This window comes from Klebsiella sp. BIGb0407, assembly GCF_024807845.1.
Taxonomy (GTDB): domain Bacteria; phylum Pseudomonadota; class Gammaproteobacteria; order Enterobacterales; family Enterobacteriaceae; genus JGM124.
In genome coordinates this window covers 232,850-249,122 of record NZ_JANUEQ010000002.1, presented here as the reverse complement: position 1 = coordinate 249,122, position 16,273 = coordinate 232,850, and the positions used below count along the sequence as shown (strand labels likewise).

The following is a 16,273-nucleotide window of genomic DNA, read 5'->3' as shown; positions in this document are numbered from 1 at the left end:
AATGAGCGCATTTTGTCTTTTGACACCAACATAAGAATTTAAGCATGTTTGAAATTAACCCGGTAAAAAACCGCATCCAGGATCTCACTGAGCGTAGTAACGTTCTCAGGGGGTATCTTTGACTATGATGCCAAGAAAGAACGTCTGGAAGAAGTAAACGCTGAACTCGAACAGCCTGATGTCTGGAACGAACCCGAACGTGCACAAGCGCTGGGTAAAGAACGTTCTGCACTCGAGGCTATCGTTGAGACCTTGGATCAGATGACACAAGGTCTGGACGATGTTTCCGGCTTGTTGGAGCTCGCGATTGAAGCCGACGACGAAGAGACCTTCAATGAAGCCGTCGTTGAGCTGGATCAGCTTGATGCAAAACTGGCTCAGCTGGAGTTCCGCCGCATGTTCTCAGGCGAGTACGATAGTGCTGATTGCTATATTGATATCCAGGCAGGTTCTGGCGGGACAGAAGCACAGGACTGGGCCAGCATGCTGGAACGTATGTACCTGCGCTGGGCTGAGTCTCGCGGTTTTAAAACGGAAATTATTGAAGAGTCTGAAGGGGATGTCGCCGGTATTAAGTCGGTCACTATTCGTATTCAGGGCGATTATGCTTTCGGCTGGCTGCGTACTGAAACTGGCGTACATCGTTTGGTTCGTAAGAGCCCGTTTGATTCCGGCGGCAGGCGTCATACTTCATTCGGCTCGGCATTTGTCTATCCGGAAGTGGATGATGACATTGATATCGAGATCAATCCTGCCGATCTGCGTATTGACGTTTATCGTGCGTCAGGTGCCGGTGGTCAGCACGTTAACCGTACCGAATCGGCTGTACGTATTACCCATATTCCAACCGGAACCGTGACCCAGTGCCAGAACGATCGCTCGCAACATAAGAATAAAGATCAGGCAATGAAGCAGATGAAAGCTAAGCTGTATGAGCTGGAAATGCAGAAGAAAAATGCTGAGAAACAGGCGATGGAAGAGAACAAGTCTGATATTGGCTGGGGTAGTCAGATTCGCTCTTATGTATTAGATGACTCTCGTATCAAAGACTTACGTACCGGGGTTGAAACCCGTAATACGCAAGCGGTACTGGATGGCGATCTGGACAAATTTATCGAAGCAAGTTTGAAAGCTGGGCTATAGGAACCAACATGTCTGAACAACAAGAACATAATAATGTAGATGCGTCAGTTGAATTAAATAATGAACTGAAAACTCGCCGTGAAAAGCTGGTCGCGCTACGTGAGAACGGTATTGCGTTTCCAAATGATTTCCGTCGCGACAGTATCTCAGACCAGCTTCATGCTGACTTCGATGCGAAAGAAAACGAAGAACTGGAAGACCTGAATATCGAAGTCGCGGTAGCCGGGCGTATGATGACCCGCCGTATTATGGGTAAGGCGTCATTTGTGACCTTGCAGGATGTGGGTGGCCGTATCCAGCTGTATGTCTCTCGTGATGACTTAGCGGAAGGCATCTACAACGAACAATTTAAAAAATGGGATCTGGGCGACATTCTTGGTGCGCGCGGCAAACTGTTTAAAACTAAAACCGGTGAGTTATCTATTCACTGTAGTGAGTTGCGCCTGCTGACCAAAGCGCTGCGTCCATTGCCGGATAAATTCCACGGCCTTGCGGACCAGGAAACACGCTATCGCCAGCGTTATCTGGATCTTATCTCTAACGATGAGTCCCGCCACACCTTTAAAATTCGTTCAAAGATCATGGCGTCTATCCGCCAGTTCATGGTTGACCGTGATTTTATGGAAGTTGAAACCCCAATGATGCAAGCCATCCCGGGTGGGGCAGCTGCGCGTCCATTTATCACTCATCACAATGCGCTGGATCTCGATATGTACCTGCGTATTGCGCCGGAACTGTATCTGAAGCGTCTGGTTGTCGGTGGTTTTGACCGAGTATTCGAAATCAACCGTAACTTCCGTAACGAAGGGATCTCTCCGCGTCATAATCCAGAATTCACCATGATGGAACTCTACATGGCGTATGCGGATTATCGTGACCTGATCGAACTGACCGAATCCTTGTTCCGCACTATTGCAGAAAAAGTGCTGGGTACCACCGAAGTGCAATACGGTGATGAGGTCTTCGATTTCGGTAAGCCGTTTGAAAAACTGACCATGCGTGAAGCGATTAAAAAACATCGCCCTGAAACCGATATCGCAAGCCTTGACGATATGGATAAAGCGGTTGCTATCGCAGAGTCTATTGGTATCAAGATTGAAAAGAGCTGGGGTCTGGGACGCGTTGTTACTGAAATCTTCGAAGAAGTGGCTGAGAGCCATCTGATCCAGCCAACCTTTATCACTGAATACCCGGCAGAAGTTTCACCGCTGGCTCGTCGCAACGATGTGAACCCTGAAATTACCGATCGTTTTGAGTTCTTTATCGGTGGTCGTGAAATCGGTAACGGCTTCTCTGAGCTGAACGATGCTGAAGACCAGGCGCAGCGCTTTGCAGACCAGGTTAACGCCAAAGATGCCGGTGATGATGAAGCAATGTTCTTCGATGAAGACTATGTGACCGCCCTGGAACATGGCCTGCCACCGACTGCCGGTTTAGGCATCGGTATTGACCGTATGACGATGTTATTTACCAATAGCCATACTATTCGCGACGTTATCTTATTCCCAGCTCTGCGTCCGGTTAAGTAAGCTCAATTTCCCTCCCTGCTATCAGGGAGGGAAATGTCCTGCACCACAACACCCCGAGAATTGTTTTGTTCAAGGAAAGCCCTCTTATGCGCTGGAAAATCATCGTCTGTTTACTGATGAGTCTTCTGTTGACGGCATGTTCTTCCAAAAAGACGAGTAATGAAGGAACCTTCAATGGTTCTGTCTATACCGTTAAGCGTGGCGATACCTTATCCAAAATATCGCGTATGACGGGTACCAGCGTCGGCGAACTGGCGAAAATGAACAGCCTGCCGCCGCCCTACAAACTCTTGGTTGGTCAGCGTCTGCAAACCAAAGGGACGTCGAACCGTGGTAACAGCAAAAATACCGCGACCGCCAAAAAGAGCACCCCAGTTCGCCAGGCTGCCCCTGCGGCATTGCCTAAAGTCACCCTGCCTCCGGTAGGTTCCCGCTGCTGGTTATGGCCGGCTAAAGGAAAGGTGGTCGAAGGTTATTCTTACAGTGATGGCGGCAATAAAGGGATTGATATTGCGGGTTCACGCGGACAGCCTGTTTACGCCTCAGGCGCAGGTTCAGTGGTCTATGCCGGTAATCAATTACGCGGATATGGCAATCTGGTGATGATTAAACACAATGAAGACTATATAACCGCTTACGCCCACAACGATACTATTCTGGTCAGCACCGGACAAAAGATTAAAGCCGGGCAGAAAATAGCGACCATGGGTAGCAGCGGAGCCAGCTCTGTTCTGTTGCACTTCCAGTTACGTTACCGGGCGACAGCGATTGACCCGCAGCGTTATCTGAAAAATTCGTGTTAGATAAAAGTATCTTAAAACAGCATTATCCTGGTGTCATCCTGCTCACTTTTAAAACAATTATTGACGGGGTGCAGTAGATTGCGTAGCCTGAACGCATGAATAAAAAAGTTTCAATGAAGCTATTCACCAACAAACAGGAGCGATGTATGACGCAGCCCGTTAAGCAAAATAATAAACGTGTCAACACGAGTCATACAGATATGCTCCGCATGGCCGCAACGGCTCGCGCGATACGCGTCAAAGTATCAGAGATTCCTCCAGCCAAAGAGGAATCTGCACAGGCATAGGGAAACTATGAGCTACAGACAGGCATAGGGAAACTATGAGCTACAGAAGGGAATCGCAGTCAGAAGAAGAGCAGGTTACATTAATTTTCGACGTTGACCCGATATTAGAAATACCCAAGAGTCAACTTGCAGGCTTCTCGCTTATTTATGAAAATTTTATTGAGTACAAAACTCAAAGTGCAGATTTAGGCAATATACCTTGTCCAAGTGAAGATACACAGAAAGATTTTGCATCTTTAGTTGATCTTTTTGGCAAAGATAAACCCAATGAGTTCCCCAAACCTGAAGCAAAGGATTACGGATTACATCATATTCATATATTCGATGGAAGTAATGATCGCGAATTAGCAAAGTGGATTGGAAAATATCAGATTCAACGTGTTTGTGATACCTTATTGTTTTATAGCTATTTTATTTATGAGGGAAAACACTATTTTTATGTGTTACAGTTTGTCGCAGACCCTGACGGGCACTCATTTCACCAAGATATAAAAGAGATGGATTCTCTTATTGACAGGATAAAACAATATTCAGAGTCTATTAAATATTCAAAGTAAAATATAATATAAAATCCTTCTTTTTAAGTGACTAGTTATTTATTTTGTATTTATGAATTATTTCGGAGATAACAAAATTAACTAATCCGTTAAGTTAATTCTGTTATCTTTCGAGACTACAACCAACTCTATCAATATATCCTCTATTTTAGGCCAAAACACTTTTTTATTTTTCTAATTTATCTGACAGCACCATTTTATTGTGCCATAGCCACATATCGACCGTTTTCGACATAACCAATCCGGCTGGCTATCGCCTCTGCTTCCCACTCGCTATGGGTGACCAGCAGCGCGGTCTGGCCTGCCTGATGCAAAATCTCGCGCACTTCTCCACTTAAACGTTCCCTGGTCGGACGGTCAAGGCTTGAGAAAGGCTCATCCAGTAACAGAATATCCGGTTCGGGTGCCATCGCGCGGGCTAGCGCAATTCTCTGTTGCTGGCCGCCAGAAAGTTCATGGGGATAGCGTCCGGCATGTTGCTGTAATTCTACCAGGGTGAGTAGCGTATCAACCCGAGCCTGTCGTTCTTCACGCGGTAACTTACGCAGCCCGAAAGCAATATTCTGCGCGGCCGTCAGATGGGGGAAAAGCGCATAGTCCTGAAATACCATGCCCACATTGCGCTTTTCAGGCGGCAGATGTAACTGAGGTCCTGCAACGCAGCGCCGGGTGAGATGAATCTCTCCGCCACTGATATATTCAAACCCGGCAATTGCCCTCAGCGCCGTCGTTTTCCCGCAGCCCGAAGCGCCGAGCAGGCAGGCGATTTCACCACGTCTGACCGTCATCGAAAAGCCGTTCAGTATCGGGCGGGTACTGCCGCTATAAGTGACGCTGATATTATCCAGCGACAGAGCAATCTCAGACATGAACGGTTTTACTCCCCGCGAGTGATTTGGTTGCGCATCAGCAACAGTACCGGCAGTGTGCCAGCCACGACAATTAATAGCGCAGCAATCGCCCCTTCTTCGTAGGTGCCTCGTGCGGCTTCGGCATACAGCAAGGTTGCCAGGGTTTCAAAGTTTACCGGGCGCAATAGCAGGGTAGTGGGCAACTCTTTCATCGCATCGGTAAATACCAGCAATGCACTACTTACCAGAACCGGACGTAACAGAGGAAAATGAACGCGACGGAAGGTTCCCGAGGCGCTTTCTCCCAGTGAACGAGAGGCCTGCTCAAGGCTTTTGGGTAATCTGGCCAGGCCTGAATCAATCGCCCCAATAGCGATGGCCTGAAAACGAATCGCACAGCAGATAACCAGCACAATCCCCAGTGACATCAACGGCAGTCCGCGTATATCGAGTAATCCCGCCAGCCATTTATCAACCGATAGGGCGGGGGATAAAAAACCGATCGCCAGGATAGTACCGGGTACCGCATAGCCCAGAGAGGAGAGCCGTAAAATTGAACGGCGGTAACCGGGTAAGGGGCTGCCAACCGCCATTTGTCGGGCATTCCAGGCGACTATCAAACTGACTATCATCACCACCAGCGTGACGCCGCCGGCCAGCATCAGCGTGTGCTGTAAGGCACTTAATAGTGCAGGAGAAAAAGGATTACCTTCCCCGAGACGCTTAAAGGTTTCCACCAGCAGATAGCTGACTGGGGCGACAAATCCTAACAGTACGGGGAGTGCAACCAGGAAGGTGGCTAATGTGGCTCTTCCGGCAGTCAGTTTCACCGGTTTGACTTCGCGAAAGTTACGGCTGCTATAGCCCTGTTTCTTTCGGCCATAAAATTCCATCGTCAGAATGCAGAAGATAAACAGGAGCATCAGGCTGGCTATCTGCGCTGCCGCCGCGAGATCGGAACGCGTTACCCAGGTGGTATACACGGTGACGGTCAGGGTTTGTATTCCGAGAAACTCAGAGGCACCAATATCATTCAGCGTTTCTAATAGTGCAAGACTGACACCTACCGCCAGTGCCGGACGCGCCATCGGTAAGACTACACGGAAAAATGCCCCGGTTGGCGTACAGCCTAAGGTTCTGGCAGCCTCAATTAAGTGAGCTGGCTGGCTGATAAACATCGCTCTGGCGGTAAGGTAGACATAAGGGTAGAGCACTAATCCGAGCAGGATTATCGCACCTCCAAGAGAGCGTACGTCCGGTAAACGGAATTGCCGCGGACTATCGTAACCGAGCAAATAACGAATAGCACCTTGTAGTGGCCCTATCGGATGCAGAATATCCAGCCAGGCAAAGGCAACAATATAGGTCGGCATTGCCAGGGGTAGCAGCAAAGCCCAGGAGAGTATTTTCCTGCCCGGAAACTGCCAGGCGGTAACCGCCCAGGCACAACCGACGCCAATCACCGCGACCATAGCCGCGACGCCAAGAAGTAAGATTGCGGTGTTTTTTATTGCTGTCGGCAGGACATACTGGACCAGATTATCCCAGTGAGAAAAATCAGACTGAGTCGCGAGCCAGGCGAGAGTAGCCAGAGGCGTGAGAACGCCAATGGCCACTAAAGTGGCCATCAGTTGCAGGGGGGAAATACCCGAACGTAGCTGGGTTAACCAGCCACGCTGCGAGGTCAACTGCGGTACTTTATTGATCGAATCCAACTTTATCTACCAGCAAACTAGCCTGTTTACGGTGCTTCACGATCTCTGTCAGCGGGATCGTATCAACCTGAATTTCACCGATAGTGTCTTTAATGATCGGATCCAGCTCGATACCCTGAACCACCGGATATTCATAGTTTGCCTTAGCGTAGATCTGCTGTGCCGGGGCAGAAACCAGATACTCCATCAGCTCCACGGCTTTTTCTTTATTCGGAGCATGGCGTGCAACGGCTGCACCGCTAATGTTGACGTGCGTGCCGCCACCTTCGAAGGTTGGCTTAATCACTTGAATCGCATCGCCCCATTGGCGCGCATCGCTGCCTTCTTTGGCATTTTTCATATGGCCGACATAATAAGAGTTAGCAAGGCCAATATCACAGATACCACCCAGAATATCACGGGCGACGTCACGGTCACCGCCGGTCGCTTTACGGGCCAGGTTTGCTTTAACGCCGCGCAGCCACTCTTCTGTTTTCGCTTCGCCGTGGTGAGCGATCATCGCCGCAATCATGGCTGTGTTATAAGGGTGTTGTCCGGAACGCAGGCAGACTTTACCTTTGTACTCAGGATTGCTGAGCTGCTCATAATGCCAGTCAGCGGTTGGGAATGACTTGTCCGCATATAACACGCGGGCGCGCATCGACAGGGCATACCACTGATTATCGTCGCCGCGCAGGTTTTTAGGTACCGCAGCATTCAGTTTTTCAGAAACCACAGGCTGCGTTACGCCAGCTTCTACCAGGTCAATCAGATTGCCGGCATCAACCGCCATCAGCAGGTCGGCAGGAGAATTCGCGCCTTCGGCTTTTACGCGTTCCAGCATACCGTCTTTGATATAGACCGTATTCACCTTCACCTTGCTTTCATTGGTCCAGGCATCTAACAGTGGCTGAATAAGTCCTGGTTCACGAGTGGTATACAGAGTGAGAGCGTCATCGGCGAAAGCCGGGAAGCTTGCGGGTAATACCAGTGCTGTAGCAAGAAAAATGCGTTTCATACGCAGAGAAGGCTTGAAAGATACAGTCATTCATTTACTCCAGAGAAGTTATAAAACGTACCAAAAGAGTAGCTATTTTCTACAAAACGGTAATGTAAATGATAATGACTCCCGTTTGTATGTTAAATATCGTTTCGTTTGTTAAATATAACGCTACGAAATCAAATATGTGATGGTTGTCACATTTATGGGGCGATAGTGAGTGGATAAAAGATAGGGAGAGTGAATTCCCCCTTTTCAATACAGGGTCAATAAGCGAGCGATTTCTCTTAAACTTGTCGAACGGTGTTTAGCGGATGATGTCGGCTGAGTGGTTGCACCAGCGGTAAACCCGCTTTGTCATAAACAATATCCAGAGAAATGCCGTAAGTTTCAGATAAGAGTTCAGCGGTAATAATCGCTTGAGGAGCACCACTGGCTTGCAGTGTACCCTGCGAAAAAACCAGCAGATTATCCGCATACTGACAGGCAAGATTGAGATCATGCAGAACAATAAGGGTGACCAGATCCTGCGCACGGGTTTGTTCCCGCACGAGATCCAGCATGGCAATCTGGTAGTGAAGATCCAGAGCACTGACGGGTTCATCAAGCAGCATGACTCGGGCATTACGCATCAGTATTTGCGCAAACAGCACCATCTGACGCTGTCCGCCACTCAAACGGGCCACGTCGTTATGTGCCAGTTCGGCAATACCTGCCGATTGCAGACATTGCATCGCCCGTTCCAGTAGCTGCTGATCAACATGCATGGTCAAGTTTTCAAGCCCACCCAGTACCACCACTTCCAGGACACTCAGTGAGATATCGAGACCTGTATCCTGCGGCATATAGGCGATATCTTGCCGCCATGCATTGAGCTTGCGGGACGGATGATTTCCACAATCAAGTACTCGAGTATCGCGGGTGATACGGCCAGACTGCAGGGGCAAATCAGCAAACAGTGTTCGCAGCAGGGTTGATTTTCCTGTGCCATTCGGGCCGATGATGACATGAATATGCCCGCTGGTGAGAGTGGTGCTTATTCCGCGCATCACGCTTTTTTTGCCGTGAGCAATACTGACATCCTCAAGCATAATCATGCTGCACGCCTCCGCGGGGAAAAGATAAGCCAGAGCAGGAAAGGCACGCCAATAATGGCCGTCACGATGCCGACAGGAAATAAAGCTCCGGGGATAATTGATTTTGATAATACGGATGCAGCGGAGAGCATCAGTGCCCCACTAAGCATGGACATCGGCAGATAAAAGCGCTGGTCTTCGCCAACACAGGTTCGTGCCAGATGCGGTGCGACCAGACCAATAAAACCAATTACACCGACAAAACTGGTCGCGGTGGCGGTCATCACTGCGACAATGACTAACACTTTAATACGCAGCATACGGACATTAACGCCGAGACTCGCGGCTCGCATTTCTCCCATACGCAGTGCCGCTAATTTCCAGGAATCAAGCCACAGCAGCAGGCAACAGACAATAGTCACTACGGTAGTAATACTCAGTGTTGGCCAAGTTGTTTTGGTCAGACTGCCAAATAACCAGAAGAGAATCTGCTGTGAAAGCTCGGGTGAGGCGATAAATTGGATCAGGGAGATAAGCGACTGAAACAGAAACAGCAGGGCGATACCCCCCAGGATTATCGACTCAACGCTGGTGCGCCTCATCGAAGCCAGAAAGAATAAAAATATCGCGGCAATCATTGAAAACACAAAGGCACCGAGTGGAACGGCAATCATATCAGGCAAACCAAATCCGCCTGATGCCAGCATAGCCGCCGCGCCAAAACCTGCGGCCGCAGCCATACCCAGAGTATAGGGGCTGGCCATCGGGTTATTTAACAGGGTTTGCATCTGAGCACCACCGGCCCCCAAAGAGGCGCCAACCGCCAGTGCCATTAAGGCAATAGGAAGGCGTAACCCGCGCACGATAGAATCAGTCATCAGATCTCTTTCGCCATAATTCAGCAGCGACCGAATAACTTCTTCAGGGGGTAGCAACGAAGGGCCGGTTGCCACATCAAGTACCAGCGTACAGACCGTCAGAATAAAAAACAGCAACAGCCATTTTGCCCGGCGCTTTTCACGCTGACGAAAAGACTTAATATCATCAGTGTGATGACTCGTTGGGATATTCATATTTACATTACATCCAAAAACAGGAGCACAAGGCTCCTGTTAACAGAAAAGATGATGAATTTATTTTACTGAAATGGCAAAAGTCCCCTGAGGTGTAACCGGCAGGTATTTTTTATAATAATTCAGATAGTTAGATACAGGATCTACGTCTGGGAACTGCTGAGGATAAAGGGCTTTTGCAATATATTGCACCATCGCGAAATCAGAGAGGGTACGGGATGCGCCTTGATAAACACCAAAAAGCTGGTTGTTGCTGATGGCGGGTAATGCGTTCCAGCCCTGGCGAGTTTCAAAAGCAGCCAGTTTTTTACGCGCTTCTTCAGGCGCGACACCTTGTCCCATTGGCAGTGCACTGGCAATTTTATTGTTCTCACGACCGGAAATAAAAATGGCATCGGGACGTGAGGCCAGGACTTGTTCCGGGTTTAACGGACCCCACCATTCAACAAAAGGCGTTGCAATATTATCGCCTCCCGCTGCGGCTATCATGGCTCCCCACATATTCTTTCCGTAGGTGAATGAATATTCTGCCGGGCCTTTATTACCAAATTCAACATAGACTTTCGGTTTCGCGATATTCGCTTTTACTACGCGATCGTTGACGTCTTTCATCGCGTTAGCGTAAAAGTTTGCCAGCTCATTTGCCCGTTCTTCCTGGCCTGTCAGATCGCCTAATATGCGCGTTGATGCGGTATGGGCGGCAACCGTTTGTGCATTGTAATCAACCACGACTACGGGTATACCTTCATCTTCAAGGCGTTTAACTTCAGACCCAAGAGCTTTGTACTGCCACTCGGCAAGAATCACTAAATCAGGCTTCAGGCTGAGCACTTTCTCGAGGGAAAATGTCTGCTCTTCCACTTCTCCCACATCAGGGATAGTTTTTAGCGACGGGCGATGGGCAACGTGCATATCCCAGTTTGCCGGAACCCAGCTCTCCCAGGCATCTCGAGAAATCCCCACGACAGAGTCGAAGGCCTTTTCGGTGCCAACTGCCATATAGTCTTCAAAGTAAAAACCCAGAACCACACGTTTGGCGGGGAGATCGACTTTTACCTCGCGTCCCATCACGTCAGTAATATTTTTTACCGCGGCAACAGAGTTGAATGTTACAGCGCTTGCGAGCATGAATAGACACGTTTTTAATAAAATCAATGAATTACTGACTTTCATTTTATGACCCATGGCGTGAATGAAAATGTGAATTATTCTTATATCGATTAAGATCGCGATATTAAATGGATTCATAGTCTTCATTCAACCCCACAGAAATTATTTTCTTCTTTGGGGTTGTCGCAGAGCGGAGTATGCAGATAAGAAAAAGATTTAAAAGGCAGTTTCCACACTATCTGTAACGCGATAATGGTTATCCACTAAGGGCAGATAACGCCATTTATCGAATGCGGTACAAGGGTGGGAAATCCCGCAACCAACCCAGTCACCCACCGCTAATTTATCCCCGGCCGGGAGTTGCAGATAAGCATGCTGATCGTTTACCTGGCTGATACGGCAATGTGTGGCGTCTCTCGGCTGGCTACCATCCGCATGACGTATCCATAGTGGGTTCGGTAAGTCTTGATCAAAAGGAACATCGCGACGACCAAAGTCGAGAAAAGCCAGATTTTCCTCCGGCCTTGATAAGACCCGCCCCCAGATTTCCAGTGCCGGCTCAAAGTGATGCTCTGCTCCTGCCTGACTGAACGGCGCGGTACGGGCATAAAGACCACAGTCATGTGCCATATAGGCACCCGCGCGGATCAAGGGGATGACGGGAAGTGATAATTGGGCGTGGCGAAAACAGGTACTCACAATATCAAACCATGCTCCGCCGCCTGCGCTGAGGATTATCTGCTCGCTGGCAAACAGGTCTTGTGCGGCCAGGTGTGCTGCGGTGTCGACCATCATCTGACAATAATCTTTAACCTGCTGTATTCCCTTTTCATCACGTTGTGCCCCCAATGCCCCTTCATAGCCAGCGATACCGACTAATTCCAGTGAAGGGCTTGCTTTGATGGCTTCGGCAATTTTGATAGCTTCCGGGAGAGAGCGACAGCCGGTTCGACCGCCAGTGACAGACATCTCCAGTAATACTGAAATTTTGGTTGTCGCCACCTGCTGTGTTAGCAGTGTCACTCCAGCCTGGGAATCAACATAGCAGAGAAAACCGTGATCCGGGTGCTGTTGCTGCCATTGTGCTATCCAGCGAATCGCCGCGGGATCAACCAGCTGGTTTGCCAGTAAGATATTGCGGATCCCAAACTGGCGCATGGCGCGGACTTGTGCAGGCGTTGCGGCTGATATTCCCCAGGCATTTCCCTGACTCACCGCACGGCGTAGAATAGTTGAGGACATCGATGTTTTACCGTGTGCAGCTAACATTACTCCCTGTTCCTGACAATATATTGCCAGTTGCTGTAAGTTATTCTCTAACGCAGACTGCTTCATAACCATCACGGGTGAGAAAACGTCAGCATTGTTAAATAGCTCACTTCCAATGGCGAGCGGCGCATTACCTTCACCGGCGACAGATTTAAAGCGCGGAGTTATCTGTAGTGGATCAAGGCGCTGGTCAGCCTGCAGGGGAAATTGGATCGACATTATTTATCCTTAATGTTCAGGCGCGCGAAGTCATAACGATTTATTCGGGTAAAAATAAGTATCAGTAAAGTTATTATTTTTTGCGATCGGCACGAAAACATTTCATATCGACTTCGACCTTACAATCGACGACCAGGTCTTGCACGCTGCAAATACGCGCGGGGGGATGATCCTTAAATATCTCACTGAACACTTTATTAAAAGAACTAAAATAACGTGCGTCAGTGAGTACCACGGTAACATGTACGACGTCTTCTATCTGATATCCTGCCTCGCGCATAATAGTCAGGCAATTTTCGAATGCCAGTGTTGTCTGCTCGACAATTCCGCCTTCTACGACTTCACCCTCACGCATAGGGGTTTGGCCTGAGATATATAGCCAACCATCAGCTTCCACCGCACGTGCGAAAGGGAGTTTTTGGCCGCCAGTTCCTATTCCACCTTCGACGCCATAACGTTTGATTGTCATATTTTGTACTCCTCTATAAATAAGCATGAATTAACGGTCACATACTACAATAAGTCAGGTTATTCCTCGCCACCCTGGTAAAAAAGCCGGAACATCATGAGTTCCGGCAACACAACCAGAGCAAAGCGGAGTATTACGTATCCTGAATATTATTGATTAGCGGCTATCACATTCGCTTCAGCTTCAAGCTGCTGGGCACGCTGTTGTTCTTCCTGGGCTTTTAACCTGTCCCATGTTCGGAAGAAGGGATAATAGATAACCATGGAAATTGCCAGGTTGACGAACTGCAATACGGCACCTGAAATATGCCCCCCGGTTGCCAGATATCCACTGACAAAAATCGGTGTCGTGAAGGGAAGCGCAATACCTGCTGGCATTGCCACTAAACCTGACGTCATAGCAGCCCAGGAGACGATAACCAGGACAATAGGGGTAACGATAAAAGGTAAGAATAAATAGGGGTTCATGACCAGTGGAATACCAAACACCAAAGGTTCACTGATATTAAACAGAGCGGCGGGTGCGGCGATCCTTCCCAGCTGTTTCATTTGACGGCTTCGGGACCGGAACAGCATAAAAATCACTAAGCCTAATAGGGCCCCGGTTCCCCCAGGTACAATCCACAGGTCGTAAAATTGCAATGTAAAGACATGGGGAATAGGCAGATTATTTTGGAACGCGTACAGGTTTTCACTCATATTGGAAAGCCAGACAGGCTGGATAAAGACCATTACAATGGCATCGCCGTGTAATCCCAGCGTCCACAGCAAACCAATCAGTAACACTGAGAATATCATCCCGGGTAATGTGCCGCCGACATGGTGCATCGGTAAACCAATAACGGTCTCGATAAGACTATTAATATTACCAAAGGAGGATGCCTCAACCGCAAGGCGAACAATCAGCATAAAGGCCAGAACACAAAATCCTGGAACCAGTGCGAGGAATGATTTTGCCACCGCAGGCGGAACGCCGTCAGGCATTCTGATAACCAGATTCCGGCTATGTATAAAGCGATAAATTTCGGTTGAAACAATGGCGACAACAATAGCAACGAACAGGCCCTGACTCCCGACTTGCGACATGGGGATCACACCGGTAACCAGCTGGGGTGAGGCACCCGTTGCCGCAGTAAACAATGTTTGTTGGGGAATGGTCATGACAAAGGCAACCAATGCCATCGCACCGCTGGTCAGAGGATCAATCGTGCGGTACTTCTCTGCCAGTCGATAAGCAATGCCAAAACTGGATACCAGAGCCATGATGTTATAGGTAGCACTTACAGGATAAAGCAGCTTATCGCGCCAGCTTTCTCCGAATAAGTCTGTCATCAGGTGGCCCCATGCAGGGATTGGCAGATAAGCAAAAATAAGAAAGAAACTGCCAATCAGCATAAAAGGCATGTTAAGAATAATACCGTCCCGCACGGAAAGTACGTGTTTCTGGCCAGCAATCTTTAACACGGCAGGTAAGACATATCTTTCGATAATAGTACGATGAGACATTGGAGCCCCCTCAGAATCAAGATGTAATCAATTAAGCCGTGGCAAACTGTGGCAGCCATTGGCGGTTGAGTTCGATAACTTCATCCAGGACTGCTGTTGCAGTCTCAACATCACCCACCAGTGGATTGCTAACCAGAGCAAGCAGCGCCAGGTGACGGTCACCCTTAACGGCCGCTTCTACTGTCAGTTGTTCAAATGCTTTTATTTGCTGGGTAATGCCTTTCATAACCAATGGCAGTTCCCCAAATACCAGCGGTGTAGCACCCTGGGCATCAATGATGCAGTTTGTTTCTACTACAGCATCATCAGGCAGACCGTGAATTGCACCATTATTGCGGCAATTCACCACCATATTTTTCCCACTGTTGTTATAAATCGAACTGATTAGCTCAACGGCGACTTCCGAATAATAAGCGCCGCCGCGGAAGCTTAATTGTTCCGGTTTATGGTCAAGGTTTGGGTCGGCATACAGTTCAAAAAGCTCCGCCTCAACTTTCATAACCTGCTCTGCCCGGGTTCCTTCATGGCCATTTTTGGCTTTTTCCAGCTCTTCAGCCAGCATCAATGGCGTCTGCCAGTAGTAACGATGGTAGGGGCAAGGAATCGCATTTAACGCGCGAAGGAATGCCGGGGACCAGGGCATTTCCTTGATGTTATTCATGGTCAGTGTTTCACCATCGCAAAGCAGGTCAATAACGTCGGATGTTACATCGAGATGGCCATGGCGGACCTTGTGGACCCATACCAGATGGTTCAATCCGGCAAAGCGGAGTTGAAGCTCATTGGCAGGCACCTTAAGCATATTGGCAATCATATAGTGCATATTGATAGGCACATTACAGACACCAATGATTTTTGCTGTGCTATAGCGGCTGATAGCTTCAGTCACAATACCCGCCGGGTTGGTAAAGTTAATAATGAAAGCGTCCGGAGCCAGTTCTTCTACCTTACGGGCAACGTTAAGAATGACCGGAATGGTACGTAGTGCCTTGGCGAAGCCGCCGACACCGGTGGTTTCCTGACCCAGCTTGCCATATTTAAGGCCCAGACGTTCATCAGCGGCTCGAGCAGCAAGCTGGCCTACCCGTAATTGGGTTAAAACAAAATTCGCATCACGGATAGCATCATCAAGCTCAAAGTGTACTGAAACAGTAACCTGCTCAAGGCCGCTTTTATTCAGCATCCGTCGGGCCAGGCTGGCAATAATCTCTACCTTCTCTTTCCCTTGCTCGACATCAACCAGCGCCAGTTCTGTCACCGGTAACTGGTCATAACGGTTGATAATGCCTTCAATAAGTTCCGGGGAGTAGCTGCTTCCTCCGCCAATAATTGCAATCTTAAGCATGTTTGCCTCCTGTGACTGAACGACGATAGAGCTCTATTATTTCACCCGCTAAATCAAGTAGTAACATGGCATTCATCAGGTGGTCCTGGGCATGAACCAGAATCAACGTCACCTGAATTTTTCCACAACCCTCATCGCGGCCAATCAATGCTGTCTGCTGTTTATGTGCGGCGTTGACACTCTCTTTTGAGGCTGCTAATTGCATTTCTGCCTCCTGAAAATGACCTTCTCGTGCCAGACGCAGGGCATTTAAGGCCGCGCTACGTGCACTGCCTGCTTGTACCAGCAGCATCATAATTTCCTCTTCAAAGACCACATCCACTTCTTCAGACATGAAAAATCT

Annotated in this window: 16 protein-coding genes; 5 read left to right on the top strand and 11 right to left on the bottom strand. The window is 48.7% G+C overall.

From position 1 onward, the window contains the following. Positions 1 to 44: 44 nt before the first annotated feature. The 5 genes from prfB to M2387_RS08295 all read left to right on the top strand — a co-directional run bounded on the left by prfB (position 45) and on the right by M2387_RS08295 (position 4,319). Positions 45 to 1,143 (top strand): peptide chain release factor 2 gene (gene prfB, locus M2387_RS08315; RefSeq protein ID WP_259048692.1). Its coding sequence is split into 2 segments (ribosomal slippage): positions 45 to 119 and positions 121 to 1,143, totalling 1,098 coding nucleotides; the frame shifts between segments, so codons are not numbered across the junction. 8 nt (positions 1,144 to 1,151) lie between these two features. Further along, entirely contained in the window at positions 1,152 to 2,672 is a 1,521-nt protein-coding gene (lysS, locus tag M2387_RS08310; RefSeq protein WP_259048691.1) for a lysine--tRNA ligase, read from the top strand. Between the two features lie 86 nt (positions 2,673 to 2,758). After that, positions 2,759 to 3,475 (top strand): amidase activator ActS, encoded by a 717-nt coding sequence (actS, locus tag M2387_RS08305; protein ID WP_259048690.1) that lies wholly within the window; start codon positions 2,759 to 2,761, stop codon positions 3,473 to 3,475. Between the two features lie 146 nt (positions 3,476 to 3,621). After that, a complete protein-coding gene (locus M2387_RS08300) occupies positions 3,622 to 3,762 on the top strand; it encodes a hypothetical protein (RefSeq protein WP_259048689.1) in 141 nt (46 codons plus the stop codon). 35 nt (positions 3,763 to 3,797) lie between these two features. Then, positions 3,798 to 4,319 carry a type II toxin-antitoxin system YafO family toxin gene (locus tag M2387_RS08295; RefSeq protein WP_259048688.1) on the top strand — a complete coding sequence of 174 codons (522 nt, stop codon included), beginning with the start codon at positions 3,798 to 3,800 and terminating at the stop codon, positions 4,317 to 4,319. A 197-nt stretch (positions 4,320 to 4,516) separates the two neighbouring features. On the opposite strand, the gene M2387_RS08290 is transcribed toward M2387_RS08295, so the two are convergent. The 11 genes from M2387_RS08290 to M2387_RS08240 all read right to left on the bottom strand — a co-directional run bounded on the left by M2387_RS08290 (position 4,517) and on the right by M2387_RS08240 (position 16,264). Continuing rightward, a complete protein-coding gene (locus tag M2387_RS08290) occupies positions 4,517 to 5,188 on the bottom strand; it encodes an ABC transporter ATP-binding protein (RefSeq protein WP_259048687.1) in 672 nt (223 codons plus the stop codon). Positions 5,189 to 5,196: 8 nt separating this feature from the next. Continuing rightward, positions 5,197 to 6,885: an ABC transporter permease gene (locus M2387_RS08285; protein WP_259048686.1), complete on the bottom strand. Its 1,689-nt coding sequence runs from the start codon at positions 6,883 to 6,885 to the stop codon at positions 5,197 to 5,199. Further along, a complete protein-coding gene (locus M2387_RS08280; RefSeq protein ID WP_259049023.1) occupies positions 6,869 to 7,882 on the bottom strand; it encodes an extracellular solute-binding protein in 1,014 nt (337 codons plus the stop codon). The genes M2387_RS08285 and M2387_RS08280 overlap by 17 nt, the downstream gene beginning before the upstream one ends. A gap of 269 nt (positions 7,883 to 8,151) precedes the next feature. Continuing rightward, positions 8,152 to 8,961 (bottom strand): ABC transporter ATP-binding protein, encoded by an 810-nt coding sequence (locus M2387_RS08275; RefSeq protein WP_259048685.1) that lies wholly within the window; start codon positions 8,959 to 8,961, stop codon positions 8,152 to 8,154. Beyond that, the gene (locus tag M2387_RS08270) at positions 8,958 to 10,013 is read right to left on the bottom strand and encodes a FecCD family ABC transporter permease (protein ID WP_259048684.1); all 1,056 of its coding nucleotides are present in this window, start codon (positions 10,011 to 10,013) and stop codon (positions 8,958 to 8,960) included. The genes M2387_RS08275 and M2387_RS08270 overlap by 4 nt, the downstream gene beginning before the upstream one ends. A gap of 60 nt (positions 10,014 to 10,073) precedes the next feature. After that, entirely contained in the window at positions 10,074 to 11,186 is a 1,113-nt protein-coding gene (locus M2387_RS08265; RefSeq protein ID WP_409039611.1) for an ABC transporter substrate-binding protein, read from the bottom strand. Positions 11,187 to 11,339: 153 nt separating this feature from the next. After that, on the bottom strand, positions 11,340 to 12,611 hold the full coding sequence (locus M2387_RS08260) for an alanine racemase (protein ID WP_259048682.1): 1,272 nt from the start codon (positions 12,609 to 12,611) through the stop codon (positions 11,340 to 11,342). 73 nt (positions 12,612 to 12,684) lie between these two features. After that, on the bottom strand, positions 12,685 to 13,080 hold the full coding sequence (locus tag M2387_RS08255; protein WP_259048681.1) for a RidA family protein: 396 nt from the start codon (positions 13,078 to 13,080) through the stop codon (positions 12,685 to 12,687). 149 nt (positions 13,081 to 13,229) lie between these two features. Continuing rightward, the gene (celB, locus tag M2387_RS08250) at positions 13,230 to 14,585 is read right to left on the bottom strand and encodes a PTS cellobiose transporter subunit IIC (protein ID WP_259048680.1); all 1,356 of its coding nucleotides are present in this window, start codon (positions 14,583 to 14,585) and stop codon (positions 13,230 to 13,232) included. 31 nt (positions 14,586 to 14,616) lie between these two features. After that, positions 14,617 to 15,930 carry a 6-phospho-beta-glucosidase gene (locus tag M2387_RS08245; RefSeq protein WP_259048679.1) on the bottom strand — a complete coding sequence of 438 codons (1,314 nt, stop codon included), beginning with the start codon at positions 15,928 to 15,930 and terminating at the stop codon, positions 14,617 to 14,619. Beyond that, complete coding sequence (locus tag M2387_RS08240) at positions 15,923 to 16,264, bottom strand: PTS lactose/cellobiose transporter subunit IIA (RefSeq protein ID WP_259048678.1); 342 nt, start codon at positions 16,262 to 16,264, stop codon at positions 15,923 to 15,925. Before M2387_RS08240 ends, M2387_RS08245 begins: the two co-directional genes overlap by 8 nt. Positions 16,265 to 16,273: the final 9 nt, after the last annotated feature.